23 protein-coding genes are annotated in these 26,772 nt (G+C 49.0%); 15 read left to right on the forward strand and 8 right to left on the reverse strand.

Annotation, left to right across the window (positions count from 1 at the left end):
* Positions 1–137: 137 nt before the first annotated feature.
* The 5 genes from rsmG (at position 138) to ACI4N7_RS09690 (ending at position 6,325) form a co-directional block, all read left to right on the forward strand.
* Positions 138–848, forward strand: coding sequence for a 16S rRNA (guanine(527)-N(7))-methyltransferase RsmG (gene rsmG / locus ACI4N7_RS09670; protein ID WP_439733153.1), 711 nt, complete (start codon positions 138–140; stop codon positions 846–848).
* Between the two features lie 221 nt (positions 849–1,069).
* A complete protein-coding gene (locus ACI4N7_RS09675) occupies positions 1,070–1,672 on the forward strand; it encodes a TetR/AcrR family transcriptional regulator (protein ID WP_439733154.1) in 603 nt (200 codons plus the stop codon).
* Between the two features lie 188 nt (positions 1,673–1,860).
* Entirely contained in the window at positions 1,861–2,430 is a 570-nt protein-coding gene (locus ACI4N7_RS09680; protein WP_439733155.1) for a TetR/AcrR family transcriptional regulator, read from the forward strand.
* Positions 2,417–4,285, forward strand: a complete 1,869-nt coding sequence (gene ftsH, locus ACI4N7_RS09685; RefSeq protein ID WP_439733156.1) for an ATP-dependent zinc metalloprotease FtsH — start codon at positions 2,417–2,419, stop codon at positions 4,283–4,285. The genes ACI4N7_RS09680 and ftsH overlap by 14 nt, the downstream gene beginning before the upstream one ends.
* A gap of 222 nt (positions 4,286–4,507) precedes the next feature.
* On the forward strand, positions 4,508–6,325 hold the full coding sequence (locus ACI4N7_RS09690) for a phosphoethanolamine transferase (RefSeq protein WP_439733157.1): 1,818 nt from the start codon (positions 4,508–4,510) through the stop codon (positions 6,323–6,325).
* 187 nt (positions 6,326–6,512) lie between these two features.
* Here ACI4N7_RS09690 and ACI4N7_RS09695 read toward each other — a convergent pair whose 3' ends face one another.
* A complete protein-coding gene (locus tag ACI4N7_RS09695; protein WP_439733158.1) occupies positions 6,513–7,697 on the reverse strand; it encodes a nucleotide sugar dehydrogenase in 1,185 nt (394 codons plus the stop codon).
* A gap of 273 nt (positions 7,698–7,970) precedes the next feature.
* Here ACI4N7_RS09695 and bcp point away from each other — a divergent pair, with 273 nt between their 5' ends.
* Positions 7,971–8,432, forward strand: a complete 462-nt coding sequence (gene bcp / locus ACI4N7_RS09700; RefSeq protein ID WP_439733159.1) for a thioredoxin-dependent thiol peroxidase — start codon at positions 7,971–7,973, stop codon at positions 8,430–8,432.
* A 68-nt stretch (positions 8,433–8,500) separates the two neighbouring features.
* Here the strand turns inward: bcp and ACI4N7_RS09705 are convergent, their stop codons facing one another.
* The 3 genes from ACI4N7_RS09705 to ACI4N7_RS09715 all read right to left on the reverse strand — a co-directional run bounded on the left by ACI4N7_RS09705 (position 8,501) and on the right by ACI4N7_RS09715 (position 12,021).
* Positions 8,501–9,259 (reverse strand): nucleoside phosphorylase, encoded by a 759-nt coding sequence (locus tag ACI4N7_RS09705; protein ID WP_439733160.1) that lies wholly within the window; start codon positions 9,257–9,259, stop codon positions 8,501–8,503.
* A 69-nt stretch (positions 9,260–9,328) separates the two neighbouring features.
* Complete coding sequence (fliB, locus tag ACI4N7_RS09710; RefSeq protein WP_439733161.1) at positions 9,329–10,219, reverse strand: flagellin lysine-N-methylase; 891 nt, start codon at positions 10,217–10,219, stop codon at positions 9,329–9,331.
* Positions 10,220–10,356: 137 nt separating this feature from the next.
* Positions 10,357–12,021, reverse strand: a complete 1,665-nt coding sequence (locus tag ACI4N7_RS09715) for a ribonuclease J (RefSeq protein ID WP_439733182.1) — start codon at positions 12,019–12,021, stop codon at positions 10,357–10,359.
* A 585-nt stretch (positions 12,022–12,606) separates the two neighbouring features.
* On the opposite strand from ACI4N7_RS09715, the gene ACI4N7_RS09720 reads away from it, so the two are divergent.
* The 4 genes from ACI4N7_RS09720 (at position 12,607) to ACI4N7_RS09735 (ending at position 17,681) form a co-directional block, all read left to right on the forward strand.
* Complete coding sequence (locus tag ACI4N7_RS09720; RefSeq protein ID WP_439733162.1) at positions 12,607–13,563, forward strand: YybS family protein; 957 nt, start codon at positions 12,607–12,609, stop codon at positions 13,561–13,563.
* Positions 13,564–13,749: 186 nt separating this feature from the next.
* Entirely contained in the window at positions 13,750–15,741 is a 1,992-nt protein-coding gene (locus tag ACI4N7_RS09725) for a DHH family phosphoesterase (protein WP_439733163.1), read from the forward strand.
* Entirely contained in the window at positions 15,738–16,184 is a 447-nt protein-coding gene (gene rplI, locus ACI4N7_RS09730; protein ID WP_439733164.1) for a 50S ribosomal protein L9, read from the forward strand. Before ACI4N7_RS09725 ends, rplI begins: the two co-directional genes overlap by 4 nt.
* A gap of 213 nt (positions 16,185–16,397) precedes the next feature.
* Complete coding sequence (locus tag ACI4N7_RS09735; RefSeq protein WP_439733165.1) at positions 16,398–17,681, forward strand: adenylosuccinate synthase; 1,284 nt, start codon at positions 16,398–16,400, stop codon at positions 17,679–17,681.
* Positions 17,682–17,735: 54 nt separating this feature from the next.
* Here the strand turns inward: ACI4N7_RS09735 and ACI4N7_RS09740 are convergent, their stop codons facing one another.
* The 4 genes from ACI4N7_RS09740 to ACI4N7_RS09755 all read right to left on the reverse strand — a co-directional run bounded on the left by ACI4N7_RS09740 (position 17,736) and on the right by ACI4N7_RS09755 (position 20,285).
* The gene (locus ACI4N7_RS09740) at positions 17,736–18,134 is read right to left on the reverse strand and encodes a pyridoxamine 5'-phosphate oxidase family protein (protein ID WP_439733166.1); all 399 of its coding nucleotides are present in this window, start codon (positions 18,132–18,134) and stop codon (positions 17,736–17,738) included.
* Positions 18,135–18,284: 150 nt separating this feature from the next.
* Complete coding sequence (locus tag ACI4N7_RS09745) at positions 18,285–18,665, reverse strand: winged helix-turn-helix transcriptional regulator (RefSeq protein ID WP_439733167.1); 381 nt, start codon at positions 18,663–18,665, stop codon at positions 18,285–18,287.
* Between the two features lie 102 nt (positions 18,666–18,767).
* Complete coding sequence (locus ACI4N7_RS09750) at positions 18,768–19,520, reverse strand: hypothetical protein (RefSeq protein ID WP_439733168.1); 753 nt, start codon at positions 19,518–19,520, stop codon at positions 18,768–18,770.
* Positions 19,521–19,607: 87 nt separating this feature from the next.
* Entirely contained in the window at positions 19,608–20,285 is a 678-nt protein-coding gene (locus tag ACI4N7_RS09755; RefSeq protein WP_439733169.1) for a hypothetical protein, read from the reverse strand.
* Between the two features lie 453 nt (positions 20,286–20,738).
* Between ACI4N7_RS09755 and ACI4N7_RS09760 the strand changes: the two genes are divergently transcribed.
* The 5 genes from ACI4N7_RS09760 to ACI4N7_RS09780 all read left to right on the forward strand — a co-directional run bounded on the left by ACI4N7_RS09760 (position 20,739) and on the right by ACI4N7_RS09780 (position 26,764).
* A complete protein-coding gene (locus ACI4N7_RS09760) occupies positions 20,739–20,978 on the forward strand; it encodes a hypothetical protein (protein WP_439733170.1) in 240 nt (79 codons plus the stop codon).
* A 12-nt stretch (positions 20,979–20,990) separates the two neighbouring features.
* Positions 20,991–21,896, forward strand: a complete 906-nt coding sequence (locus ACI4N7_RS09765) for an RluA family pseudouridine synthase (protein WP_439733171.1) — start codon at positions 20,991–20,993, stop codon at positions 21,894–21,896.
* 103 nt (positions 21,897–21,999) lie between these two features.
* Positions 22,000–23,355: a sodium-dependent transporter gene (locus ACI4N7_RS09770; protein WP_439733172.1), complete on the forward strand. Its 1,356-nt coding sequence runs from the start codon at positions 22,000–22,002 to the stop codon at positions 23,353–23,355.
* Between the two features lie 260 nt (positions 23,356–23,615).
* Positions 23,616–26,018, forward strand: coding sequence for a phosphoenolpyruvate synthase (ppsA, locus tag ACI4N7_RS09775; RefSeq protein WP_439733173.1), 2,403 nt, complete (start codon positions 23,616–23,618; stop codon positions 26,016–26,018).
* A 113-nt stretch (positions 26,019–26,131) separates the two neighbouring features.
* Complete coding sequence (locus tag ACI4N7_RS09780; RefSeq protein WP_439733174.1) at positions 26,132–26,764, forward strand: helix-turn-helix transcriptional regulator; 633 nt, start codon at positions 26,132–26,134, stop codon at positions 26,762–26,764.
* Positions 26,765–26,772: the final 8 nt, after the last annotated feature.

Here is a 26,772-nt window from a genome sequence, read left to right on the forward strand (position 1 = left end):
GCAATGAATTTCATATCCCATCCTTCTTCCCGCAGGGAAAGAAAAGGAAATGCTGATTCTGTGATTGAATCATTGTTTCCTCAGGTAAGACAGGATGATTTCATCAGGTATTTCTTTTTGGAAGGAGAAAAGAAAAGATGACAGCCTGCGAAATGATGGAGGCCCTGGGCCTTCCGGCCAATGAGGAGGCCGCAAAAAAGCTGACTGAGTATAATGCCATGGTGATTGCCATGAGTAAAAAGGTGAATCTTACAGGGATTAAGGACGTAGAGGAAAGCCTGATCAAGAATGTGTATGATTCACTTACCGTATATGATGAAAAATATTTTCCGGAAAAAGGGCGGGTGCTGGATCTTGGCACCGGTGCCGGCTTCCCCGGCGTACCGCTTGCCATCCTCAGACCGGATATGCAGTTTGTGCTGGTGGATTCCATTCAGAAGAAGCTGAACTTTATCGAAGGTGCCTGTGCCAACTTGGGAATTAAAAATGTAAAATGCCTTCATATCCGGGCAGAAGAAGGCGGACGGCGAAGAAAGACCAGGGAAGCCTTCGATGTGGTTACGGCCAGGGCCGTAAAAGCCATGCCTGTCATCTCGGAATGGGCACTTCCCTTTGTAAAAACCGGCGGCATTTTTGCGGCTATGAAAGGACCCGGAGCGGAGGAAGAACTCAAAACAGCAGGAAGGATCCTTCGAGAGCTTCATGGAATACCGGAAGAAAAGAAGGAGCTTACCCTTCCCGGCGGTGAAAAGCGTATTATCCTGTATATCAGGAAGACAGCACCCTGTCCCAAGACATATCCAAGAAAAGTGGGCATTGCAGAAAAAAAGCCTATTATAGGAGAATAATGAAAAAACAGGTCCAACAGGACCTGTTTTTCTTTTGCTTTTCTGCAGGTGCAGAAAAAGAAAAACGGCACCTGTGCGAATGACTTTAAAAAGCATCCATTTACTTTTTTTACTGCATGCAGTTTCAAAAAAGTAATAAAATATCTTGTCTTTCATTGATATAGGAACATATTTCCTGTATACTATAAAAAATGACCGTGAGTTGAAAAAAGGGAGGAATCATGGCGCTTACTAAAAAAGCAGAACGGACGAAAGCAAAACTTTTGGATTCAGCGAAGAAGTTAATCAGCGAAAGAGGTTTTGACCACGTCTCGGTGGAGGATATTACCCGGGACAGCGGTGTGGCCAAAGGAACCTTCTACCACTATTTCAAGTGTAAGGAAGATGTGGTGGCAGAACTCTCTTTCCAGTCTGCTCAGTCTACAATTAATAAGGCCATTCATTTTGAAGGAAGCGTGTCAGAACGGTGCTTTTACTACTTTACTGAAATCTGCCGGGATGCGGAATGGACCGGTATCCGTCTGGTAAGACAGTGGCTGCGGGAAACCATGGAACAGCCGGCAGAAAATTCGGAAGCCAAGGATGCGCTTTTCAATATTTATAATGCGGTGATTTCTATTTATGAGGCCCATCAGGGAGAAGGTCCCGGGGAGCTGACCAAAGATGCCCCTCTGGATACGCTGGCTAAACTGATGATGAGCCATCTGATCGGCGTCCTTACGGTGTGGTGCATGATGAATGCCTCCTTCAGCATTGTGGGGGAATCCACCAAATATATGAAGATTGATATTGAAAATCTTCTTGATCCTTTTATTATCAAATAAATAGAAAATGATCTTTTGCAGCTGTCCTGTGCCATGATCAAAAATTCTCTTCCCTGGGAAGAGAATTTTTTGATGAAAGAAAGACACGAAATTTGATTGACATGCTTTATATGAGATGATATTATACACACAAGAGACAATAAAGTCTCAAACGATATATCGGAGTATTGAATGGAAAGGAGCAGACTGTGGAAGCAGCAGGCAGGGAAGAAGAATTAAAAAAACTGGCACTGGCATTCTGTGCAAATCCCCGCCGTACGGCCAAGGAGCTGGCGGAAGCAGCCGGGATCAGCAAGGCTACCTTTTACCGCGTGTATTCCTCTCGGGACAATTTGTCCAGGCTTTTAAATGAAAAGGCCTGGCAGGTCATCGGCGAGGTAATGGACAGCCTGGAGGAAAAGGGAAAAGGAAGCCGGGAAAAGCTTCACCGGGCCATCGGCCTGTGCTGTGAGAACAGGGAATATCTTATGCTTCTCTGTTACGGCACGGTGACAGGGAGCTGTGACATGTCCTGTCAGGAAATGTACCGGCAGAAAATGCAGGCCTTTTTCCTGAAGGGCCAGTCAGAAGGCGTTTTCCGCATAGATATTTCCGCCTCTGCCATGGCAGAACTCTTTGCAGGAACCATGTGGGGCCTTTTTGAAGGGGAATGCCGGGGGCGGATCGCATCAGCCGATATGGCAGCCTATTGGGAACATTTTTTTCTCCAGGGTGTAGCAATTGAAAAGAAAGAGAGGACAATGAATGAAAGAAGTTAAGCCTTCCAAAAGGCCCATACTGACCTACTATCTGATCATCTTTCTGGTCATCATTTCTTTCAACTCGCTGATTATGCCTGCGTTTCGCGGCAATTCAGTGAAAGAAATGGATTATTCCAGCTTTATGACACTGACGGAAGAACAGCAGATCGACAAGGTGCAGGTAGAACAGGATCAGATTCTGTTTACCAAGAAGGGAGACAAACAGGCCTATAAGACAGCCGCCATGAATGATCCCCAGCTGGTGGACCGGCTCCATAAATCAGGAGCAGATTTTACCGGAAAAATTGTAACGCCCATGAATCCGCTGCTGGATTTTGCCCTTACCTGGATTCTGCCGATCCTCATTTTCTTCGGCATTGGCCATTACATGAATAAGCGGTTCATGAAAAATATGGGCGGCCCGGGGGCCATGCAGTTCGGTATGGGAAAATCCAATGCCAAGATTTTCGTAAAACCGACCAACGGTATTAAATTTGCCGATGTGGCAGGGGAAGATGAAGCCAAGGACAGCCTGAAGGAAGTGGTTTCCTATCTTCATAATCCCAGCCGCTATAAAGATATCGGTGCGAAAATGCCGAAAGGCATTCTTCTGGTAGGACCGCCAGGCACAGGCAAGACCATGCTTGCCAAAGCAGTGGCCGGTGAATCGGAAGTTCCGTTCTTCTCCATTTCCGGCTCTGAATTTGTAGAAATGTTCGTCGGTATGGGGGCTGCTAAAGTAAGAGACCTCTTCAAGCAGGCCAAGGAAAAAGCGCCCTGCATTGTATTTATCGATGAAATCGATGCCATCGGCAAGAAGCGCGGCGGCGCCGTGATCGGCGGCAATGATGAACGGGAACAGACCTTGAACCAGCTCCTTACGGAAATGGACGGCTTTGAAGATAACACAGGCGTTATTATCCTGGCCGCAACCAACCGTCCGGAATCCCTGGATCCTGCGCTTACCCGCCCCGGCCGCTTTGACCGTCAGGTGCCCGTAGGACTGCCGGATCTGCAGGGCCGTGAAGCCATCCTCAAGGTACATGCCAGCAAGATTAAACATGCTCCGGATATTGATTACAATAAGGTGGCCCGTATGGCCTCCGGCGCTTCCGGCGCAGAGCTGGCCAATATCGTTAATGAAGCTGCTCTCAGAGCAGTGAGGGATCACCGCAGCTATGCTACGGAAGAGGATATGGAAGCTTCCATTGAAGTGGTTATTGCCGGATATGAAAAGAAACATGCCATCCTTTCAGATAAGGAAAAGTGCGTAGTTTCCTATCATGAAATCGGCCATGCCCTGGTGGCTGCTCTGCAGTCCCACTCCGCACCGGTGCAGAAAATTACCATTATTCCAAGAACCAGCGGTGCTCTGGGCTATACCATGCAGGTGGATGAAGGCAACCATTACCTTATGACCAAGGAAGAGCTGGAAAACCAGATTGCTACCCTGACAGGCGGCAGAGCAGCGGAAGAAGTGGTATTCCATACGTCTTCCTCCGGTGCTTCCAATGATATTGAAAAGGCCACCAAGCTGGCCAGAGCCATGATTACCCGGTTCGGCATGAGTGACGAATTCGGCATGGTAGCCATGGAAACAGTGACGAACCAGTACCTGGGCGGAGATACCACTCTGGCCTGCTCTCCGGAAACTGCAGCCCGTATAGACCGGGCTGTGTCGGAACTGATTAAGAAGCAGTACGCCAAAGCCGTAAAGCTTCTGGAGGACAACCGTACGAAACTGGATGCGCTGGCCCATTACCTCTACGAAAAAGAAACGATTACAGGAGAACAGTTCATGCAGATCCTGCAGAACGGTCTGCCGGAAGAAAAACCGGAAGCCCCTGCCATGGATTTGAATCTGGAAAAATAAGACAAACGGTGAATTCCCGGATGGTATAACGGAATTCACCGTTTTTTTTGTGTGTAAAATTTGGGGAAGAATGAAAGGCAGTGTAAATTGTTGGTCCCAACCCGGTTTTTCTTTTTCTGCAAGTAGACTTACAGTCACTTTTTTATGAACTGACAGTCAGTTTGTGGTATAATTTATAGATAATTTATATTTTTCATATATGTGCTTTACATGAGGTGAATGGTGAAAAAGGTATTTTTATCTGCTCTTTCCTGGACGGCGGTATCAGCGCTGGTCATTATGGCACTGCTTCATCTGGGCGGGGATTTTCCCGATATCCACAGTTATGTGCAGCCAAGGCTCGGAGCGGCGCTTCTGGTGTTTCTGATTGTATCTCTGGGCCTGTTTTCCGTGCTTGACAGAAAGTATCTGAAACGGCTCCTTCCCTGGGCGGCTGTTCTGCCCCTTCTGTGGATGGGGACTTTTACCTGGGCCTATGGCTTTGCTTCCCTTCCGGAGAAAAAACATCTGGGGGACTATTATGTGCTGGGGGCTCTTCTTATGGCCCTGCCCTATGTTTATACAGCCTGGACAGGCAGAATGAAGCGTTTCTCTTCTCTCTGGACGGTGATTGCAGGCATTTATACCTTCTTTATGGTGCTCCTGCCTTTCATTTATATCGGCTATTATGTGCTTTTCGGCGGAGAAATGGATATGTTTGCCATGATGGCTGTCCGTTCCACCCATCTCAAGGAAATCAAGGATTTCCTGCGTACCATGGGATCGCCGGTTCATCTCTTTATGGCAGCGGCGGCTCTGCTGATTGTGATTTCCTGCGCAGTAGGACTGGCTCGTTCCATGATGAGGAGCGCCCGTTTCTTCGAGGGCAGCATACTCCGGGGGCAGGGAAAATCCTTCCAGATTGGTCTGATCGTGATTTCCATTCTGTTTTTCGGCGGCTTCTATCGCCAGATTACCCACGTGTTCCCCGCTACCATTTTCAAAGCATTGAATTCCGGGGGCAGCGAATTCCAGCTTCTCCAGAAGCTGAATGATAACCTGGATAAAAATGTGAAAACCATGACCTTCGTTCCTCCCGATCCGGACGACGGTATAGAAGAAGGCACACATATTGTCATTATCGGAGAAAGTGCCAACCGGGATCATATGAAAGCCTTTACGCCGGACTATCCGGAAAATACAACACCCTGGCTTTCGGAAATGGCCAAGTCCCCTGATTTTGCTTTGGGCTACAAGGCCTATTCCAATTTCCCCAATACGCTCTTCTCCCTGTCCTATGCCATGACCAGTGCCAACCAGTATGGCGACATGTCTTTTGAGGACGTGGTAAGCATGGTGGATGCCGCTAAGGCTGCAGGCTACCGTACCGACTGGATTTCTTTCCATAACAGAAGTTCCATGTCCAGCGCCGGTGTTACGATGATTGCTGAACGGTGTGATGATTCCTACTGGGAAAAGAATTATGACGGCTATACGCTGGAAGTGCTGAAAAAACTGCCGCCGGCAAAGAAACGGATTATCTTTATCAATATTGACGGCAGCCACTATACCTATATCGCCAGGGTGCCGGTGAACCTTCGGGACAAACTGGGCATTTCCAAAGAAGATCCCTATCATGACTATGATCTTACCATTGCCTATGATGATCAGGTGATGAAGGATATTTTCGAATACGCCAAGGCAAACCTGAATCTGAAGTCCATGATTTACTTCTCGGACCATGGGGAAAATATGAAACACTACCATACCACATCTCCTTTCTACTATGATATGGTTCATATCCCCTTCTTCGTCTATCTGTCACCGGACTACCAGGCTGCCCACCCGGACCTCATGCCGGTGCTGAAATCTCACGAGCAGCAGGTATTCACCAATGACCTGGCCTTCGATACGGTGACCGGCATCTGGCGGGCCCGTACCAATTTCTACCAGTCAAAATTTGATTTCTCCTCCAAGGACTACTCCATTAACATGGACAATGCCACTACCTTTGAACGAAAGAAGAAAATCAAAGACGATCCCGTGTGGAATGGGAAATAATAAAAAGGAACAGGAAGACCGAAAGGTTTTCCTGTTCCTTTTTTGTATGACTGAAAATAATACGGGCTGTCGGTAGTAAGAGGCAGACAGTCAGCAGGAGAAAGTTATAAAAACCGGCGCCCCGCTGGACGCCGGCATTGCACTCTGAAATTTTATAACCTGCGGAACCGGGCTGCAGAGAGTTCCCTTAATCCCTGGAGAACAAATCCCTGGTATACACCTTATCCTTCACCGGCTGCAGATCAGCGCTGAGGCGGTTGGCCAGAATGATGTCAGCATCTCTGCGGAAGCTGTCCAGGTCATGGGTGACAGGCACGCCTTCAAAGGTGTCTTTATCCAGTGTGGGTTCATAAATAAGAAGGGCGATTCCTTTTTTCTTCAGACGGGAAATAATGCCCTGAATGGCGGAGGAACGGAAATTGTCACTGCCGCTTTTCATGGTAAGACGGTAGACACCTACCAGTTTGGGAGAAAGGGAAGCGATGTGGTCTGCAATGTACTGCTTTCTTGTTTCGTTGGCGTCTACCACGGCGCGGATCATGGTTTCCGGTACGTCCTGATAGTTGGCAAGAAGCTGCTTCGTATCCTTCGGCAGGCAGTAGCCTCCGTAACCGAAGGAAGGGTTATTGTAGAAATCGCCGATACGGGGATCATAGCCCATGCCCTTGATGATATCTTCCGTTTTCAGGCCTTTTTCTTCGGCGTAGGTGTCGATTTCATTGAAATAGGCCACCCGGATGGCCAGAAAGGTATTGGAGAAGAGCTTGATGGATTCCGCTTCGGAAGAGCCGGTAATGAGTACGGGGATATTTTCCTTAATGGCCCCTTCCTGCTCCAGAGAAGCGAAAAGACGGGCCTTAGGAAGCAGGTCTTCCTTACCCTTGGGAATACCTACAATAATGCGGGAAGGGTAAAGATTGTCATAGAGGGCTTTCCCTTCCCGAAGAAATTCAGGAGCAAAGAGAATGGACAGCTCCGGATAAACCTTTGCTATTTTTTCCGTATAGCCGATGGGGATAGTAGATTTGATGATCACCACGGCTTTTGATTGTACGCGCCGGATCTGGGAAAGAATGGACTCTACCGCCCTGGTATCAAAGCGGCCGGTGGCATCATCGTAATTGGTGGGCGCGGCAATGACGATAAGGTCTGCCTCCCGGTAGGCACTGTCACCGTCCAGGGTGGCAGTGAGAGAGAGTTTTTTATTTTTCAGGTAGTCTTCGATATAAGCATCTGCAATGGGAGATTTCCGCCTGTTCACCATATCCACTTTTTCAGGAATGACATCCACGGCAGTGACATCATTGTGCTGGGAAAGAAGAACGGCGTTGGAAAGACCCACGTAGCCGGTACCGGCAATGGCTATTTTCATAAAGGATTCCTCGCTTTTTAGAATAGTAGATTTAGGAAGGGCTGATTGCATCGAATCAATCAGCCCTTCCTGCCTTTGATTACCTTTATTATACTCTTTCCGTGCCTCCTTTGCGACAGTGGGAAAGGAAGCTTTTTCCGGCACAGGAGACAGCGCTGATTCACTGCAAAAGCCGATTTTGGCACAGCTGAAAAGAAAGCATAAAGGCTCTTTTCGTGGAACAGATTTTGTGATACTATATTGAAAGAAATCGAATTAAAAGGAGGCCTTGTTATGGCACTTGCAATTGGAAAACCGGCACCGGACTTCACGCTGCCTTCGGATGGAGGAAAGGACGTATCCCTTCATGACTATAAGGGACAGAAAGTGATTCTTTATTTTTATCCCAAGGATAATACATCCGGCTGCACCCTGGAAGCCAAAGCATTCAGGGACCATCTGGAAGACTTTAAGAACCTGGGCTATGCCGTTATCGGCGTGAGCCGGGATTCTGTTCGGAAACACTGCAATTTCCGGGATAAAAACGAATTGAATTTTCCTCTTCTTTCTGACGAAGAAGAAAAGGTGGTCAATCTCTACGGCGTATTGAAAGAAAAGAGCATGTACGGCAGAAAGTATATGGGCATCGAACGGTCCACCTTTATCATCGATGAAGAAGGCAACCTGGTAAAGGAATACAGAAAGGTGAAAGCTTCATCTCATGTGGAGGATCTGTTGAAGGATCTGAAGAGCTGACGGCAGTCAAAAAGCAGTGAAATTTCGAATTTCACTGCTTTTTGTTTGTCAGATTTCAAATCTTATTTTCAAATCACTTCCAATGCTTCCATGCCAAGCAGAAGGGCGGCGTTACGGCTGTCCTTTCCCCAGTGGCGCTGGTCATGGGAAAGGGAAGAAAGGGTATCGGCGGTGAACATGATTTCCGCAAACTCCTTTTTTCTGAACCGGGCGCAGGCTGCCAGGGCACTGGCTTCCATGTCTACCAGACTGCAGCCTTCCTTCCGGCGGCGCTGTATTTTTTCTTTCGTTTCCCGGAAGAAGCCGTCGCTTGTCCAGGTGACGGCAGGGGAAAAGGGAAGTCCTTTTTCCTGAAAAAATTTCTTCAGGTGGAGAAGGGGCGCCCTGTCCAGTTCTATAAAACGGGAAGGAGGAAGATAATGGAAAGAGGTGCCTTCATCCCGAAGGGCTTTGGCAACAGGGAAGAAGCAGTTTTCCGGAAGATTATCCAGCGCACCGCAGCACCCGATGGCCAACACTTTCTGCACGCCGTAGGCGAAAAGCCTGTCTTCTATCAGTACGGCGGAAGGGGCGCCGGCCGGAGCCTGCACCAGAAGAAGAGGACCGGTTCTGCCGGGGATTTCATAGAGGGGAAAGGATTTGGTCAGGGAGAGAAAGGTGCCTCGGATTTTTCCCTGCCTGCTTTCCGCAAAGGAAGCAATCCTCCGCTCTCCCAGAAAAGCCATGAGACAGCGGGAGGGGAGATGGAGGGGAAGATGTTCGAAATCCGGGGAAATAAGCCCCGCCTCTTCACTGAACTCGGTGAGAGGGATATCTGATAGTTTCATAAGTCCTCCTTTCAGCAGTACAGGATATAAAAAGGCAGCTCCTGCTTTGGCCGGCTCCCGGACCGGTGCTCATTCATCAAAGCTGTCCAGCAGAATATATACATTTTCCGTATCATACTCGATCTGCTCAGACCAGCGGGTGGTGGAACGGATAAGATCTCCGGTTTCAGCGTATGACAGGAGAATGAAGATGACTGCTTCCCGGGCGTAGCGGGCAGCGGTTTCCGGATCATAGGCCTCGCATTCATCCAGCTGACGGAAGAGAATATAGCGTTCCAGATTGGTCAAAAACCAGGGAGACAGTTTCTGGGAAAGCGCGGAGGCCTTTTCAGACAGTTTTTCAGCATGGGCTTCCATCAGGGAAAGAGACTCTGTCCATTCTCTGTCAATGGGGTTGGTCTGTTCCAGCCGTTTCAAAAGGCTTTGGATATAATCCTTCTCAAAACAGGGAGTAAAGAAACAGGACTCTTTTTCCAGCGGCAGGTGAAGGCGGGAGAGAAGGCTCAAAAAATCCAGGGGACCTGTGCGGTCTGTGCTTTGGAAAAGGAGCTCTGACGGTTCCTCCAGAAGCTGTTCTACTGTCCTTTCGCAGGCCAGTCCGGTGCCGGCAAGTATGATTTCTTCTTCTTTGTCACTGTCATAGCTGTATTTGTAGAAACGGGGGTGGTCCCGGCAGATCTGGCAGAGATATTGCGGTCCCTTTTCCAGGATGAGGCGGCAGAGTCCCTTTTCCGTCAAAAAGTGGCAGTACCCTTTCTCGTTGAAACGGAAACAGGGCAGGCCTTCTTCTCCTTTTGTGACCCACTCCTGCAGTTCTTTTCCCAGAGGACCCGGGGCATTTTTATATTTCTGCATGGTTTCATCATCAATGTCGATTTCCCACTTCTGGCAGCAGGTATGACGGCATTGGTCTGCCTTGCAGAAGAAACGGGGAAAAAATTCAGGAAAAATTCTTGTCATGGAAACCTCCGGAGGGAAAGCGCTTTCCCGGTCAGGGATACCGGCGGGAAACAGCCTGTAAAAAATCCCCTGCCTTTCCGGGTAAAACGCTGATTCTGTGATTACATCAGCATTTTTCCGGAGACAGGGGAAAGAAATTATTTTACTTCCTGAATGATGGGAAGAATCATGGGGCGCCGTTTGGTGCGGTCGTAGAAATACTTGCCCAGGGTGTCGCGAATCTGGGTCTTGATAGCATTCCATTCCGTTACGTTTCCCGCTTCACAGCGGTCCAGTACAGATTCAATGCGTTCCCTTGCTTCTGTGAGAAGGGCTTCACTGTCTCTTACATATACGAAACCTCTGGAAACGATATCCGGCCCGGCCAGTACCTGGTTGCTTCCCTTTTCCAGGGCAATTACCACGATGACTACACCATCCTGAGCCAGCTGCTGACGGTCGCGGATAACGATGTTTCCTACGTCTCCTACGCCCAGTCCGTCAACGAAGACCGGTCCGGCCTGTACCTTGCCGTTGATTTTGGCACTGCGGTTTGTAAATTCAAATACAGAACCGTTTTCGCCGATCAGGATATTCTGTTTCTTTACCCCCAGGCTTTCTGCCAGTTCCGCATGGCTGCAGAGCATGCGGTATTCGCCGTGGACAGGAATAAAGAATTTCGGACGTACCAGGGAAAGCATGGTTTTCAGGTCTTCCTGGGAGCCATGGCCGGAAACGTGAACCCGGGTGGTAGCGCTTGTTACGACATGGGCACCCAGCTTCATCAGATTGTCGATGGTACGGCCTACGCTGGTTTCATTTCCCGGAATCGGGGAAGCAGAAATAATGACTGTATCGCCGGCGTGAATCTGTACCTGGCGGTGGCTTCCGTCAGCCATGCGGGAAAGGCCTGCCATTGGTTCGCCCTGGCTGCCGGTGGTGAGGATGCAGAGCCTGTCATCCCGGTAGCGGTTGATTTCCTCCGGTTCGATAAAGGTGCCTTCCGGTGCGGTCAGATAGCCCATTTCCAGGGCGATGTTTACGACGTTCACCATGGAACGGCCGAAAACGCAGACTTTGCGTTTATAGTATACGGCAGCATCTACTGCCATCTGGATGCGGGATACATTGGAGGCGAAAGTGGCCAGAATAATACGGCCTCTGGCTTCTCCGTAAGCTTCCATCAGGGAACGGGTCACCACGGCCTCCGACGGTGTATAACCCGGATTCTGTGCATTGGTGGAATCGGCGCAGAGCACCAGCACACCCCGATGGCCCAGTTCAGCCAGCTTGTACATATCGGTCAGTTCGCCATCCACTGGAGAGTGGTCGAATTTGAAGTCCCCGGTGTGGACAATGGTGCCGATGGGGGTACGCAGATAAATGCCGCAGGAATCAGGAATGGAATGGCAGACATGGAAGAAACCAAATTTAAATGAACCGGCTTTGAATTCGTCTCCTGATTTGACTACGTGTAAATCATAATTGGAAATATGAGCTTCCTTGAGCTTGCCTTCAATGAGGCCGCAGGTGAGCCGGGTGGCATAGACCGGTGCGGAAACTTCTCTTAACAGATAAGACAGAGAGCCGATATGATCTTCGTGACCATGGGTGATCAGAATGGCCTTGATCTTGTCTTTGTTTTCAATCAAGTAACTGAAATCGGGGATGACAATATCAATCCCCAGCATGTCTTCTTCCGGGAAGGCCATGCCTGCATCAATTACGATAATTTCGTCGCCGTAACGGAAAACAGTCATGTTTTTCCCGATTTCCCCCAGTCCTCCCAGGGGAATAATTTGTAATCTAGCTTTTGCCAAGATTAAAATCCTCCTATTCAATTGTTATGCTGCTTATAGTAAGAATCATAAGCATAAAAAAACTACATAAAAAAGTTACATATAAAAATTTTTAAAAATAAAAAGCCGTTCCATAGTCGCTTTTCATATTATAACACAAGCGTGAAAGAGTGGTGAGAAATATTTTATAAAGGAGAAGGCGAAGAGAAAACAGAGTACTTGCGGCAGGAAGCCGACTTTTCAGCAGCGGATGTATGCATGCTGTATGCAATGGAAAGGCCCGTCATAGCCGGCCCATGGTCGGAAGACACTGGCTTTTGCGAGATCACTGATGCCGGTCCGGAAACTCTTCCTTTTTGCGTGCAGGGAAAGTCAGGAGAGTCGAATGATCCCATCATTCCGGATCCGCTTCGTTCCATGCCTGTACAATCATATAACTTTTATCTTTCGCTCGCAGGAGTATCTGTTCCAAATGTAAATCTTCAGACATGCAGGGCTTATCATCTTCGGGCATACAGTTCGGCGCCGATGCGGCCTCTTCTGCAGGAAGAGAATAGATATGGTACAATAATATATCTACATCATTAGTATTATGTAAGGAGCTTTTATATGAATGATCGGATCTCCGGAGATAACCATGCCATCGTGCTGGCAGGAATGAGTACGGCCCTGGTGGTGGTTCTTTCCCTTCTGGGGTTTTATATGCCCCTTCTTTCTACCGTTGTTTTTCTTCTGATTCCGCTTCCGATTGCCTACCTTGGCATGAAGGAGGGGGTCAAGTGGTCTGTGGTGGTTACAACCGGCGTGCTGGTGCTGGACTCGACCTTCTTCGGCATTGTGTCGGCAGCCTTTGTCTGCGCTATTTTCGGCCTTCTGGGCGTAGTCATGGGGATATGCTACCGATTCAGGGTATCGGCAGCTAAAACCCTTCTGGCCGGTGCCGTGGTGGTGCTGTGCGCCCTGGTGGCAGAAGGAATTGCCACATTGTATCTTCTGGGACTTCCCAGCCTTATGTTTGGCGGGGAAGGGCTGGCGCAGGTGAAAGAGAGTATGCTGGAAGCGCTGCCTTCCTTCTACAGCGGAGAAGCGCTGGACCAGGCCAAAGAAAAAGTGGATTTTCTGATGGATGCTATGGAAAAATCCGTGCCCTATACTTTGGTGGCAGTATCTGTCTTTTATTCCTGGGCATCTATGACCCTGGGCTCTCACGTATTTAAAAAGATGGGCATTACTGATATCCCCCATCTTCCGCCTTTCGAACGGTGGGAACTTCCCAAGGGAACCCTGGCACTTTATCTGGTGGTACTGGCCTGCCAGTATTTTTTCAAGGATCAGGAGCAGGTTTCCTATGTGGCATATAATTTGGGAACACTCTGCGTTTCTATTTTCTGGCTCCAGGGGCTGGCAGTGACCTGGTGGCTGCCTCACCGCTATCCGGTGATCAGGCCGCTTCGCCTTTTCATTATGATTCTTTCCGCCTTCATTGGTGTCATCCAGATGTTTGTGGTATTTCTGGGCATTGCAGATATGGCTGCCAGCTACAGGAAGAAAAGAAATTACCAGTAAGAGGCAGGGCACTCAGGTTCAGAGAAGGCAAAGGATTCGCTGTGCGGCATACAAATGCCGCACGGCAGTCCATATATAGATATGGAAATTTGCATTCATTCTGTATTTCGAGTAGGATTAAGGAAGACCGGCAGGAGCCGGGGAGCGAAACTGGTCTTTCAGAAATCGAGGTTATAAAGAGGGAAAATGCTTAATGATATCTGGGTGTATAAAAAAACATCCCGCATCATGCTGGCGCTGCTGCTGATTGCAGTAGTTATGCTGGCTACTCAGAACTGGCCTCTGGGACTTCTTCTTTTTATTATCATCGCAGGCTGTATCGTATATATTAAACGCTGCGATTTTTACCAGGAGAAAAAGCTCTCCCGGTATCTGGATGATTTGTCCGCCGGCGTATCGGCAGGCACCGTATATGCGGTCAAAAACCTTCCTGTAGGGATTGCCATGATGGATGAAAAGAAGGAACTGGTATGGGCCAATAATGTTTTCCGGAACTGGGTGGGCAAGGATGCTCAGGAGGGTGTGCGCTTCCAGAATCTGGTATCCGGGCAGAAGATTTCCAAGATATGGGGAAAAACAGGATGGTTTGACTGCCATGCAGGGGGCACCTTCTTCCGTGTGTTCCACAAATTTATTGATGTGGATATCGGAGGAGGCACCCAGTCGCCTTTCATGGTATTTTATTTCATGGATCGCACCGATGTGGAAGTGGCGGTTAAGGAATGTACGGAAGCCCGTCCTGTTTTTGGCATTATTCGTATTGATAACGTATCCGAAGTGACGGCGGATATGACGGATATGGAAAAATCCGCCCTTCTTTCCGATGTAACGGAAAGGGTGCTTTCCTATTTTTCCGGTAAGGATGGATTTATCAAGCAGTACTCCACCACGGACTTCGTGACCTGTATTTCCCAGAAAGCGCTGACCGATATGATGGAGGATAACTTTGACATCCTGGATAAGGTGCGCGAGATCCATACGGTGAACCGCATTCCTGTGACTCTGTCCATCGGCGTTGTGCAGAGTGAAGACAGCTTTGCCAGACAGTTTGAAGAAGCCCAGGTCTCTCTGGACCTGGCTCTGGGCCGGGGCGGTGACCAGGCTATTGTGCGGGTAGGGAAAGACGTCAAGGCCTTCGGCGGGAAGTCGCCGACCGCTGTCAGCTCGACCCGTGTCAGAGTCCGGGTTGTGGCCCAGGCGCTGAAGGAAATTATTGACGGCGCCGATATGGTGCTCATTATGGGGCATGGGCATGAAGATTTTGATGCCCTGGGAGCAGCCGTAGGCGTTTCCCATCTGGCCCGTTCATCCCATAAGGAAACGCATATTGTCCTTTCAAAGGAAAGGGACACCTGCCGTAAAATGGTGGAAGCCATTGAGGGCAGCGGCGCGGCGGAAGGACTCCTTGTGGATGAAAGCCAGGCAAAGGGCATGATCACTGACCAGACAGTGGTTATTGTAGTGGATACCCATGTGCCTGAACTGGCAGCGGCTCCGGAAGTGCTGAAGAAAGCCAAGAAGAAGGTGGTCATTGACCATCACCGGAGAGCCAGCTCCATGATTACGTCCACCCTTCTTACATATATGGAACCGTCTGCCTCTTCCGCCTCCGAACTTGTTACCGAACTGGTACAGTACTACGGCGGCGATGAAGAAATGAATGAACTGGAAGCATCCTGCCTGTATGCGGGGATTGTGGTGGACACCAAGAATTTCGCAGTACAGACCAGTGTCCGTACCTTTGATGCAGCCAGCTTCCTCCGCCGCTGCGGCGCTGATACCAAACTGGTGCACCGCCTCTTTGAAGAGGACATCAGCAGCATCAGGACAAAGGCGGAAATTCTGGCAGGCATGAAACTTATCGACGGATCCATAGCGATTGCTTCCTGTCCGGAAGATGTGGAGGAATCTCAGATTCTGGCAGGTCAGGTGGCTGACTACCTGGTCACCATCAAGGAAATCCGGGCCAGCTTCCTGTTTTACTATACCGATAAGGGTCTCTGTCTTTCCGCCCGCTCCGATGGCTCCATCAATGTACAGGTGGTCATGGAAGCGTTGGGCGGCGGCGGCCATCTCACCGTTGCCGGTGCCCAGCTGGGGAAAGAAGGAAATAAAGAAAGTGCGGAGAAAGTGATTGTTACACAGGTCCGCAAACAGATAAAGGAGGAAAAAGAATGAAAGTCGTACTCTTGCAGGATGTCAAAAAAGTAGGGAAAAAAGGAGACATTATTGAAGTCTCCGACGGATACGGCCGTAATGTGCTGATCCGCAAAGGCCTCGGCGTAGAAGGAACCAAGGCAAACCTCAATACTGCTGCCCAGCGCCAGGAATCCAAGGTATTCAAGGATAAAGTGGCTGCTGATGAAGCTGTCATCATGGCCGCCCAGCTGAAAAAAGTCAAGGTGGTTATTAAAGTACAGTGCGGAGAAGATGGAAAGATCTTCGGCTCCGTCACCGGCAAGGATATCAGTGAAGCATTGGAAAAACAGTATAAGTTTAAACTGGAAAAGAAAAATATCCGTCTCAAGAGCCCTATCAAGACTCTGGGCGAATACGATGTGGAAGTCTGGGTACACCAGCAGGTGACCAGTTCTGTCCATGTATCGGTGGTAGCAGAATAAGAAAGACTCCATCCTCACTGGGAGGGTGGAGCTTTTTTATTTCCAGGGCTTGGGAAACGGTATTCCCGCTGTCTTATATTGCTTTTACAACCGTTTTGCCCCATTCCCATTCAGATGGTATAATATAAGCGTAATTGTGCGAGAAAAAGCGTACATATTTAATCTTCCCATCACCCGGGGTGGGAATTCCGATTCAGGAAGGAAGAATGAATAATGGCAACAGCAATGGTAATTGGTGCCCAGTGGGGCGATGAAGGTAAAGGCAAGATCGTAGATTATCTCGCCGCAAAGGCAGATGTGGTGGTTCGTTCCCAGGGCGGGAACAATGCAGGCCATACAGTCGTTACCGGCGGGAAAGCATATCCTCTCCGCCTTATGCCGAGCGGCATCATGTATCCCGGCACCATCTGCATTATCGGTACCGGCGTTGTAGTAGATCCCAAGAGTCTTCTGGAAGAAATGAAACGGCTGGAAGACCAGGGCATAGATGCCCGTCATCTTCAGATTTCCACCCGTGCACAGGTGGTTTTCCCCTATCATATCCGTCTTGATGAAGCGGAAGAGGCCAGAAAGGGCAGCCGCAAAATCGGCACTACGAAGAACGGCATCGGACCCTGCTATGCAGATAAGATCAACCGTATCGGCATCCGCATGTGCGATCTCATGGATAAGGAAACCTTTGCAGAAAAACTGAAATATAATGTGGCCCAGAAAAATATGCTGCTGGAAAAGCTGTACGGCATGGAAGGCTTCGACTATGAAACCATGCTGGATGATTATCTGGGCTATGCGGAAAAGCTCCGCCCTTATGTTAAAGATACCAACTACACCGTACAGACGCTGGTGAAAGAAGGAAAGAATGTCCTTTTTGAAGGCGCTCAGGCTTCCATGCTGGACTGCGATAACGGAACCTACCCGTTTGTTACTTCTTCTCATCCTACTGCCGGCGGTGCCTGCATCGGTGCCGGCATCGGACCCCATATGATGCAGAATATTTTCGGCGTTGTGAAAGCATACAGCACCCGCGTAGGCCAGGGACCATTCCCCACAGAACTGAAAGATGAGACCGGAGACTATATCCGGAATACGGCTCATGAATTCGGTACCGTTACAGGCCGTCCCCGCCGCGTAGGCTGGCTGGATACCCGGGCTGTCCGCTATGCAGCTGCTCTGAACTCCTTTGACTATCTGGCCATTACCCGTCTGGATATTCTGGATGACATGGAAGAAATCAAGGTATGCACCGGCTATGAATATAATGGAAAAGAAGTGGAAGAATATCCGGCAGATCTGAAGTTCCTGGAAAAGATCACTCCGGTATACAAGACCTTTAAAGGCTGGAAACAGAAGATTTCCGATATTCGCAATTATAATGATCTTCCGGCTCTCTGCAGAGAATATCTGGAAGGAATTTCCAAACTTATCGGCGTGCCTATCGGAATTGTATCCGTAGGTCCCAGCCGTGAACAGACCATTGTTCTCAAGGATGTATTCTGATACCAATAAAAAAACGCTCCGCAGGGGGCGCTTTTTTATTGCCGATTTATGGATTTATACAGACAGAACCTTCTTGTTGTCCGCACCGGGCGTGGTGACGATGATTCTTTCAGGGGTGATGATCAGCACGCCTTTGGCGGTGCAGGCACCGTGGAACATGGACTCCACTATCTGCTTATATTTGTCTACCATAGGGCCTTCCTTTATATAAGAGGCAGTGCCCTGAACCTGATAGCCCTGGAGCTTTTTGGCATCATAAGCGGAAACGGCGATGGCCCCGCCGCTTTCTTCCAGGTTTTTCAGCGTCTGGCTGAGAAAAACATCGCCTACAGCCAGTTTTCCATCTTCCATCACTTCTTTAAAAGCTACCGGTACCACATTGGGGCGATTGTGGGAAACGGTAGCCAGGTCCCACATATTTTCTTCCAGAATCTTTTTTACTTCATCATTCATGGATATTTCCTCCTTATGCAATAAGGAAGCGCGCTTTCCGGACGGTTCACGTGAACTGTAGACAGTATACAAAAAAAGCCTGTTCTTTGTAAGATACCATGAAAAGAATAAGTAACTCATAAATTTCATAGTACCCTGCAGGAACAGCGCTCAGGGATTCCGGTAATCACATTTTTCACATTGCTTCATGACATGGCCGCTGCCGGATTTATGAAAAATACCGGCCCATTGGCAGATAGAACGCAGGATAGGAACGACGGAACGTCCCCGCTCGGAAAGAGAATATTCCACATGCGGAGGAATGGTATCAAAAGATTTCCTTTCAATCATGCCGTCTTTCTGCAGTTCCTTCAGGGAAGAAGCAAGCACCGCATCGGTAATATTCATCATTTCACTTTTCAGCTCACCGTAACGGAGCGTTCCCATTTCATTCAGCACACAGAGTATCCGCGATTTCCATTTGCCGCCGAATACCTGCAGGCCATATTCCAGAGGACACCGTATGTCCTCTTCCATTTTTTTCTGATACATAATCCTCTCTTTCTTACAGGCAGTCCAAATGGGGAAATACAATGATAAAGAGCATGGCATCTGCCATGCCCGGCAAAATTTCTGTTCCGCAGCCCTGCCGTTTTATGCTTTTGCCAGTACAAGACAGATCAGTCCTGCCACGAAAAAGAGAATATAGGCAGGCAGACGGTAGTCCGTATAAAAGGTATCTTCTTCCCGTTCGACTTCCTTATAGGGGCGGGCATGAAGCGTCTCATAGTGGCTTTCCGGAATCAGTCCTTTGTAGAGTTCGGACAGATACTGGGCATACGCCAGGGTTTCTTTGGAGAAAAACCAGAATACCGGCGTATATAACGGCGCCTTGTCTCTGGTGCAGAGATAGGAAAGACCTTCCGTAATCAGACTTTTCAGCATGGCATCGGGGCTGTCCATCTTTTTCTCCGCCTTGTCTGCCATGCGGTCAAACAGCTCATGGCAGGCCTTGATTTTTTCTTCGGAGTAATAGTAGGGCAGGTTATCGGGAAGAAGAGACAGGTCTCCTACGCCCCGTCCGGGATCCGCTTCCTTTTTCAGAAATTCCGGAAAATCCTTTTCTACCTTTTCGAAGCCGGTGTATATGTTGAGCAGGGGAGGATAATCCCGGGCAAAGTCTTTCAGCACGTAGCGGGCAATATAGAGACGGAACACCGCATAGTCCGCCAGAAAACGGCACCAGTTGGCCCGATCCCTGTCCAGCATAATGATCCTCTTCTTTTTAAGAAACAGACGGAAAATCATGTGGAGGCCATAGCTGCCTTGAGGCTTGGCCATATACGAAAAGAAGGCGCGCTGGCATACAGTGATGCCCATGTTTTCCAGATAATTCTCCATATCCATGAAAAGCGCCTCCCTTTTCCCTATGTTTTCCTTGCTCCCATTGTACACTGGCTTTTCCTTTTTGGGTAGTCCCGGGGAGATGCTTCCTTACAGCAGCATGACCAGGCAGCTGAGAGCAAGGCCTGTCAGCAGGGCAAGGAAAGAGGAATCCAGTACCGCTTCTGTACCTGGCAGGGAAAGGGCGGGGGTCATTTTTCTGGCACCCTGGGAAATCCGGCAGGGCGTAAGAAGAGACAGTTTTTTCTGAAGGAAGGAAAGGAAGGCCTTTGTTTCTTCTACAAAATAGGTTATAACAGATGCATTCGGCGTAAAACAAGAAAGGGAAGCCAGAGCAGAAATCATTTTTTCCAAAGAACCGGAAGAAAAGGCTTCTATTCTACGGAATTCTGCAAACCTCTTTTCCACGAAGGCTTTGTCTGCCTGGATTTCTCCGCCTCCAAGAAGAAGGAAGGAGCCGTCCAGGTTTCGAAGAAGGGAAAATGTCCTGAGGGCCAGAGGAAGATTATGCAGTCCGTCCTGCAGACCGGCGGCCACCCTGTCCATGCAGCCGAATCCGCTTGGAAAATGGCGGATGGTTTTTTCTGCCAGGTACAGGCGGAAGAGCACATAATCCATGAGAAAGGCGTCCGATCCGGCGGACGGAAGAGCTCTTGCCGCTGAAAGCCCGGATGTCAGTTCATAGCCCGTTCCGGAAAAGGTATAGGAGAAAAGTGCAGCCTCAATGAGTTTATATCCTTCATACTCCATGTACTCTTCATTATTCATAGCAACCTCCCGTACTGCCCTAAAATGCTATGCCATGATTTGACTTTATTATACGGAAAACACATAAATTAAATCTAATAAAAAATATTTATGATAGTGTAAAGACTATGCTTTGCATCTTACCGGCTTAAACCTGCATTTTGCAGAAGCCGGTTAGGCAATCTGTGTCTTCACAAAGGGCAGTTCCTTTTCATCTTTAGTATAATGGAAGAAAAGATATAATAAAAATAGGATTATATCATTGAACATATGTAAAATTGCTATTATTTTATGAAAGAAACGGTGTAGCGGTTTTATTGGTATTGCCTTTACGGGCTGTTTCGTGTAGCATAAGAAAGAATCGGCATTATCCGCATGCAGGAATAAGAAGATGAAAATAAATACTGGGGATACCATTTTCACAATGCCTTGGGAAAATATTTTTCCCGGTGATAAAGGAGATAGAATCAATAGATGAATGATAAGCAGGAACCCCTGATCCAGGTGATTGAACAGGACGGGGGAGATATTGAAATTATTGTGGATCCGGAGCAGTACCGGCCCATTATGGCTTCCCTGTCTCAGGCCATGTGCGGTGCATTTGATGTGGCCGGGGAACATGAGAAAACCGTTTTTCGGACCATCCGGGAGCTGACACTTCGAGGCAGGGAAGAACGGGAGAGGAAAAGGCTTCCCTTTTCCCGCGGCAACTGACAGGAGGCAGCCATGGAGGAATGGATTATCAAAGCCGGAGAGGCAGGCCGGAGACTGGACATATTTTTTATGGAAAGAAAAGGCTGGAACCGGTCTTTTTTTATGAAAGCGCTCCGGACGAAAAAAATTAAAGTGAATGGAAAGAAAGAAGAGCCATCCTACCGCCTGCAGGAAGGAGATCTTCTCCGCTCCTTTGTGCTGGAAGAAAAAAAGCCTGCCCTTCCGGTGGATATTCTTTATGAAGATGAAAACATAATAGCTGTCAATAAACCCCAGGGTCTTCTTTCCCTGGATGTGACCGGCAGGACGAAAGATACCCTGCTGGACAGAGTGAATGCTCTTTTGAAAACAAGAGGAGAACCTCCGGCATTTCCTGTGCATCGCATTGATTTTAATACCGGCGGCATACTCCTTTTAGCAAAAAATGAGGCGGCCAGGAATGTGCTTGACCGTATGATCAGGGAAAGGAAAATAGAGAAATCCTACCTCTGCGTGGTGGAAGGGGCCATGCCCGGGAAAAAAGGAAGACTGGAAGGCCAGCTTTTCAAGGATGCACGGAAGAACAGAGTTTATGTGCTGGACCATCCGGTAAAAGGATCCAAAACGGCGGTGACGGAGTATGAAGTGAAAGCATTCCGGCAGGGCCTTTCCCTTGTAGAATGCCGGCTCCTCACAGGACGGACCCACCAGATACGCTGCCAGATGGCCCACGCAGGGCATCCTCTTCTGGGCGATGATAAATATGGATCCAAGGAGTGGAACCGGGGAAAAAGGGAACGGCGGCAGCTTCTCTGCTCCTATAAAACGACTTTTGCTTTTGGAAAAGAAGCAGGCATTCTTTCATATCTCTCCGGAAAGACAATCAGGCTTTCTCATGTGTCATTCGTAGAAAAATATTTTAAAGGGACTGTGATATAAACAGCAGTGCTCACGGGCTGCGTGCCAAAGGAGTTAACGACTGGCAGCGCACTGCTGATAGATGTATAATACCTGTTATACTCATATATAAAGGAGAGATGATATGGAAAATCGTGACAGTTTTAAGTCCCGCCTTGGCTTTCTGCTGGTCAGTGCGGGCTGCGCCATCGGTATAGGGAATGTGTGGAAATTTCCTTATATTACTGGTGAATACGGGGGCGCTGTATTTGTACTCTTTTATCTCTGCTTCCTTCTTCTCATGGGCATTCCGGTTATGACCATGGAACTGGCCGTAGGCCGCGGCGGAAGGAAGAGCGCTGTAGGAGCCTACCGGCAGCTGGAAAAACCGGGAAGCTTCTGGCACATTCATGGCTGGTTCTGCATCCTCGGATGCTACCTGCTCATGATGTACTACACCACCGTATCCGGCTGGATGCTGGCTTATTTCTGGAAATTCCTGAACGGCACCTTCAGCGGAATTTCCCGGGACGCGATTCCGGGAGTCTTTACCGCCATGCTGGCAAGTCCCTGGGAAATGGGCATTTTCATGGCCCTGACCGTATTCCTGGGATTCCTTGTCTGCGGACTGGGACTGCATAACGGTGTGGAACGGATTACGAAAGTTATGATGTCCTGTCTTCTGATTCTCATCGTAGTGCTGGCCCTCCACAGCCTGTTTCTGCAGGGCGGGGAACCGGGGCTGGCCTTTTATCTACTGCCCGACTGGGACCGGGCAGTAGCGGCAGGCCTTGGCAATGTGGCAGCTGCAGCCATGAACCAGGCTTTCTTTACACTGTCTTTGGGCATCGGCGCTTTGGAAATTTTCGGCAGCTACATGACCGATGACTTTACCCTGACCGGAGAAGCTGTGCGTATCACCGCACTGGATACTTTTGTGGCTCTTCTTTCAGGTCTCATCATTTTCCCTGCCTGCTTTGCCTACAACGTGAAGCCGGATGAAGGACCGTCTCTGATCTTTATTACCCTGCCGAAAATCTTCACGGATATGACGGCCGGACGGCTCTGGGGCACTCTGTTCTTCGTGTTCATGACTTTTGCCAGCTTCTCTACCGTGACAGCGGTATTTGAAAATCTCATCGCCTGCAGCATGGATAATTTCGGCTGGAGCAGAAAGAAATCGGTGCTGGTAAACCTGATTGTGGTGTTCCTTTTCTCTATTCCCTGCGTTCTCGGGTACAATGTTTTAAGCGGCATGCACTTTATCGGTGCAAGGGATGTGCTGGACAGCGAGGATTTTCTGGTCAGCAGTCTTCTTCTTCCCGGCGGTGCATTGGTGTATCTCCTCTTCTGCGTTACCCGCTTCGGCTGGGGATTTGATAATTATATCAGGGAAGTGAATAAGGGAAGCGGCATAAAAATGCCCCGCTGGCTGAAACCTTATTTCCAGTTCATTCTCCCCATTCTTATTCTGGTCATTCTTATCCGCGGACTCATGTAGGATAGAAAATAATCACATAAAAAGCGCCCTTTCGGGGCGCTTTTTATATGGCTCCATAGCGGCCCGTTCTGTTTCTCTCTGAACCCTGTGCACCTTTACGGTTCCATAAGGATATATTTATTTTTATAAATAGGCTGTCATTATGATATAAAACGCCTTGACTTTTGTGCTATAAAGGTATACTATAATTTTGCTGATGCGAAATAGTGTACAAGAAATTCAAGCTTTCTATTTCTTATCTTCATACCTTAAGGAGGGCTATGATGGACGCAAGAGAAAATGCTTATGTTTTATGGTTTGATGAACTGCACAGGAAGGATGTAGCATTGGTAGGCGGGAAGTCTTCTTCCCTGGGTGAACTGACAACTTCTACCGGTGTGCCGGTTCCCTACGGATATGCTACCACAGCTCATGCATACCGCTATTTCATGGAAACCACCGGACAGAACAAAAAGATTCACGCACTTCTCCAGGATCTGAAAGATGTGGAAGATTCCGTAGAACTTCATGAAGTCTGCACCAAGATCCGTGAAAGCATCGTTTCTGCAGAAATGCCGGAAGATCTGGCTAAAGCAATTGGTGATGCCTATGAAGAACTGGCAAAGAAAGTCAATGAGGAAAATCCTTATGTGGCAGTCCGTTCTTCCGCTACGGCAGAAGATCTGCCGGATGCGTCCTTTGCAGGCCAGCAGGATACCTATCTCAATGTAACAGGCCGTGACATGGTCATCCGCAAAGTGAAGGAATGCTATGCTTCCACTTTCACCGACCGTGCTGTATACTATCGCGCAAAGAAACATTTCGATCATGAAAATGTAGCCCTTTCCGCTGCTGTCCAGATGATGGCGGACTCCAAGGTGGCCGGCGTCATGTTTACCGTAAACATTGCCAACGGCGATGATTCCTGCGTCATGATCGAAGGCTCCTGGGGCCTTGGCGAATATGTGGTACAGGGTACGGTTACACCGGATAACTTCATCGTCAACAAATCGGATCTCACCATCAGATCCCGCATTGTAAATGAAAAATCCATTGAACTGGTCCGCAAGCCCGGCGGCGATGTGGAAGAAAGAAAAGTACCGGAAGAACTGGCCAAAGCCCAGGCTCTCACCGATGACCAGGTAGTCAAGCTGGCCGGCTATGCCAAAGCGATTGAAAAACACTACGGCTGCTACATGGATATGGAATGGGCTGTAGATCACCAGGATCGCATCTGGATTCTCCAGGCTCGCCCTGAAACCGTATGGTCCAAGAAGAATAAAGAAAAGAAAGCAGGTAATGGAGAAGTGAAAATGACAACTGATCACAAGGTACTGGTAAAAGGCCTTCCCGCCAGCCCGGGAATGGCAGCAGGCAAATGCCATGTAATTACAGATCCGAAGGACATTGATGAATTCCAGGATGGTGAAGTCCTGGTTACCACCATGACCTCCCCGGACTGGGTACCGGCTATGAAGAAAGCAGTTGCCATTGTTACCGATGCAGGCGGTATGACCTGCCATGCATCCATCGTTTCCCGTGAACTGGGTATCCCCTGCGTGGTAGGCACCAAGAGCCGCAGCGTAGAAGCAACCAAGGTTCTGAAATCGGGACAGGATATTACCATTGATGCCCAGAACGGCATTGTCTATGAAGGCATTGTTGAAGATCTGGTCAAGAAAGAAGCTCCGCAGGCGGCAGCCGGCACAGCAGGCACCACGGTAGTGGCAGCAGAATACTTCGCTCCCACCGGCACCGGCGTTATGATGAACCTGGGCGATCCGGACCTGGCTGACAAATATGCAAGCCTTCCCTGCGACGGCATTGGCCTTATGCGCGAAGAATTTATCTGGACCACCTTTATCCATGAACATCCTCTGTACCTCATTGAACAGGGCAAACCGGAAAAAGTCATCGACATGCTGGCAGAAGGCATTTCCAAAGTATGCCGTGCCATGGCTCCGCGGCCCGTTGTTCTCCGCTTCTCCGACTTCAAGTCCGGCGAATACAGAAACCTGAAGGGCGGAGACAAGTACGAACCGGTAGAACCGGCTGACCTCCTGGGATGGAGAGGTGCTTCCCGCTACTATGATCCCAAGTACACCGCTGCTTTCCGTCTGGAACTGAAGGCAGTAAAGAAAGTCCGTGAAGAATACGGCCTGAAGAACCTGAACTGCATGATTCCATTCTGCAGAACCGTAGCAGAAGCAGCAAAAGTAACCGCCATTATGAAAGAAGAAGGACTGGAAAGAGGCCCGGACTTCAAACTCTTCCTCATGGCTGAAATTCCGTCCAATATCATCCTGGCTGACCAGTTCAACCAGTACATCGATGGCTACTCCATCGGTTCCAATGACCTTACCATGCTGATTCTGGGCTGCGACAGAAACAATGATACCGTTTCCGCCCTCTTTGATGAAAGAAACCTGGCTATCAAGAGAGCTGTCCGCCATCTGATTGCCACCGCCCATAAGGATGGAAAGACCGTTTCCATCTGCGGACAGGCACCGTCCGTATATCCGGACTTCACTGAATTCCTGGTAAAGAGCGGCATTGACTATGTATCCGTCAACCCGGATATGGTTAAAGCCACCAAGAGAAATGTAGCCCGCATTGAACAGAGACTCATGCTGGACGCTGCTACCGGAAGAGGACTCAAGGACGTAGAAGACTACACCTGGTAATCCCGAATGATCCGGCAGCCTCTTCTGAGTGACCAATGAATGATCCGGCAACCGGGGCTGCACTGGCAGTCCCGGTTTGCCATACTATAGCGAAGAGCAAGGAAGGAGTAAACATGCAGCTCACCAGCCGCCAGAAAGAAATTACCCGTATCGTCCGGGAAAACGGACCGATTACGGGAGAAATGATAGCAGAACGGCTTCACGTGACCAGAAGCGCCCTGCGCGGAGACCTGGCAGTCCTTCTTTCCGGAGAAGTGATTGCTGCAAGGCGTCGACTGGGATACTACTACCTGGGCGGAGGAGAGGATCCTGCAGCCGCAGAAATTCGATCCTGCACCGCCGAGTCCTGTATGTCCCGTCCGGTTCTCGTGAATGCGGAATCCAATGCCTATGATGCAGCTGTCCTTCTTTTTACCGAAGATATCGGCACCCTCTTTGTGGGGAAAGAAGACGACGTGCTGGGCGTGGTGTCCAGAAAGGACCTGCTGAAATCCGCCATGGGCAGGGAAGATCTGGCCAAGGTGCCTATTTCCATGGTCATGACATCCCGTTCCAAAATGATTTACGCTGAGCCCAACGAAGATATGGTCTCCATTGCGCAGAAGCTGATTGACTATGAAATCGACTGCCTTCCCGTAGGCACGTTTAAAGACGTGAACGGCGAAAAGAAATTCCAGCTGAAAGGCCGGATTTCCAAAACCAATATTACCCGTCTGTTCCTTGAACTGGGACGGGGCAGGAGATAACCGAAAAG

Source organism: Dialister sp. (assembly GCF_051885895.1).
Lineage (GTDB): Bacteria > Bacillota > Negativicutes > Veillonellales > Dialisteraceae > Dialister.

What these genes read in the sequence shown, in the direction of transcription:
- ACI4N7_RS09735 (WP_439733165.1), top strand. Translation starts at nt 16,398, where the DNA reads ATGGCAACAGCAATGGTAATTGGTGCCCAGTGGGGCGATGAAGGTAAA.
- ppsA (WP_439733173.1), top strand. Translation starts at nt 23,616, where the DNA reads ATGATGGACGCAAGAGAAAATGCTTATGTTTTATGGTTTGATGAACTG.
- ACI4N7_RS09765 (WP_439733171.1), top strand. Translation starts at nt 20,991, where the DNA reads ATGGAGGAATGGATTATCAAAGCCGGAGAGGCAGGCCGGAGACTGGAC.
- ACI4N7_RS09725 (WP_439733163.1), top strand. Translation starts at nt 13,750, where the DNA reads ATGCTTAATGATATCTGGGTGTATAAAAAAACATCCCGCATCATGCTG.
- ACI4N7_RS09755 (WP_439733169.1), bottom strand. Translation starts at nt 20,285, where the DNA reads ATGAATAATGAAGAGTACATGGAGTATGAAGGATATAAACTCATTGAG.
- bcp (WP_439733159.1), top strand. Translation starts at nt 7,971, where the DNA reads ATGGCACTTGCAATTGGAAAACCGGCACCGGACTTCACGCTGCCTTCG.
- ACI4N7_RS09720 (WP_439733162.1), top strand. Translation starts at nt 12,607, where the DNA reads ATGAATGATCGGATCTCCGGAGATAACCATGCCATCGTGCTGGCAGGA.
- rplI (WP_439733164.1), top strand. Translation starts at nt 15,738, where the DNA reads ATGAAAGTCGTACTCTTGCAGGATGTCAAAAAAGTAGGGAAAAAAGGA.
- ACI4N7_RS09770 (WP_439733172.1), top strand. Translation starts at nt 22,000, where the DNA reads ATGGAAAATCGTGACAGTTTTAAGTCCCGCCTTGGCTTTCTGCTGGTC.
- ACI4N7_RS09675 (WP_439733154.1), top strand. Translation starts at nt 1,070, where the DNA reads ATGGCGCTTACTAAAAAAGCAGAACGGACGAAAGCAAAACTTTTGGAT.
- ACI4N7_RS09750 (WP_439733168.1), bottom strand. Translation starts at nt 19,520, where the DNA reads ATGGATATGGAGAATTATCTGGAAAACATGGGCATCACTGTATGCCAG.
- ACI4N7_RS09740 (WP_439733166.1), bottom strand. Translation starts at nt 18,134, where the DNA reads ATGAATGATGAAGTAAAAAAGATTCTGGAAGAAAATATGTGGGACCTG.
- fliB (WP_439733161.1), bottom strand. Translation starts at nt 10,219, where the DNA reads ATGACAAGAATTTTTCCTGAATTTTTTCCCCGTTTCTTCTGCAAGGCA.
- ACI4N7_RS09695 (WP_439733158.1), bottom strand. Translation starts at nt 7,697, where the DNA reads ATGAAAATAGCCATTGCCGGTACCGGCTACGTGGGTCTTTCCAACGCC.
- rsmG (WP_439733153.1), top strand. Translation starts at nt 138, where the DNA reads ATGACAGCCTGCGAAATGATGGAGGCCCTGGGCCTTCCGGCCAATGAG.
- ACI4N7_RS09745 (WP_439733167.1), bottom strand. Translation starts at nt 18,665, where the DNA reads ATGTATCAGAAAAAAATGGAAGAGGACATACGGTGTCCTCTGGAATAT.
- ACI4N7_RS09705 (WP_439733160.1), bottom strand. Translation starts at nt 9,259, where the DNA reads ATGAAACTATCAGATATCCCTCTCACCGAGTTCAGTGAAGAGGCGGGG.
- ftsH (WP_439733156.1), top strand. Translation starts at nt 2,417, where the DNA reads ATGAAAGAAGTTAAGCCTTCCAAAAGGCCCATACTGACCTACTATCTG.
- ACI4N7_RS09780 (WP_439733174.1), top strand. Translation starts at nt 26,132, where the DNA reads ATGCAGCTCACCAGCCGCCAGAAAGAAATTACCCGTATCGTCCGGGAA.
- ACI4N7_RS09760 (WP_439733170.1), top strand. Translation starts at nt 20,739, where the DNA reads ATGAATGATAAGCAGGAACCCCTGATCCAGGTGATTGAACAGGACGGG.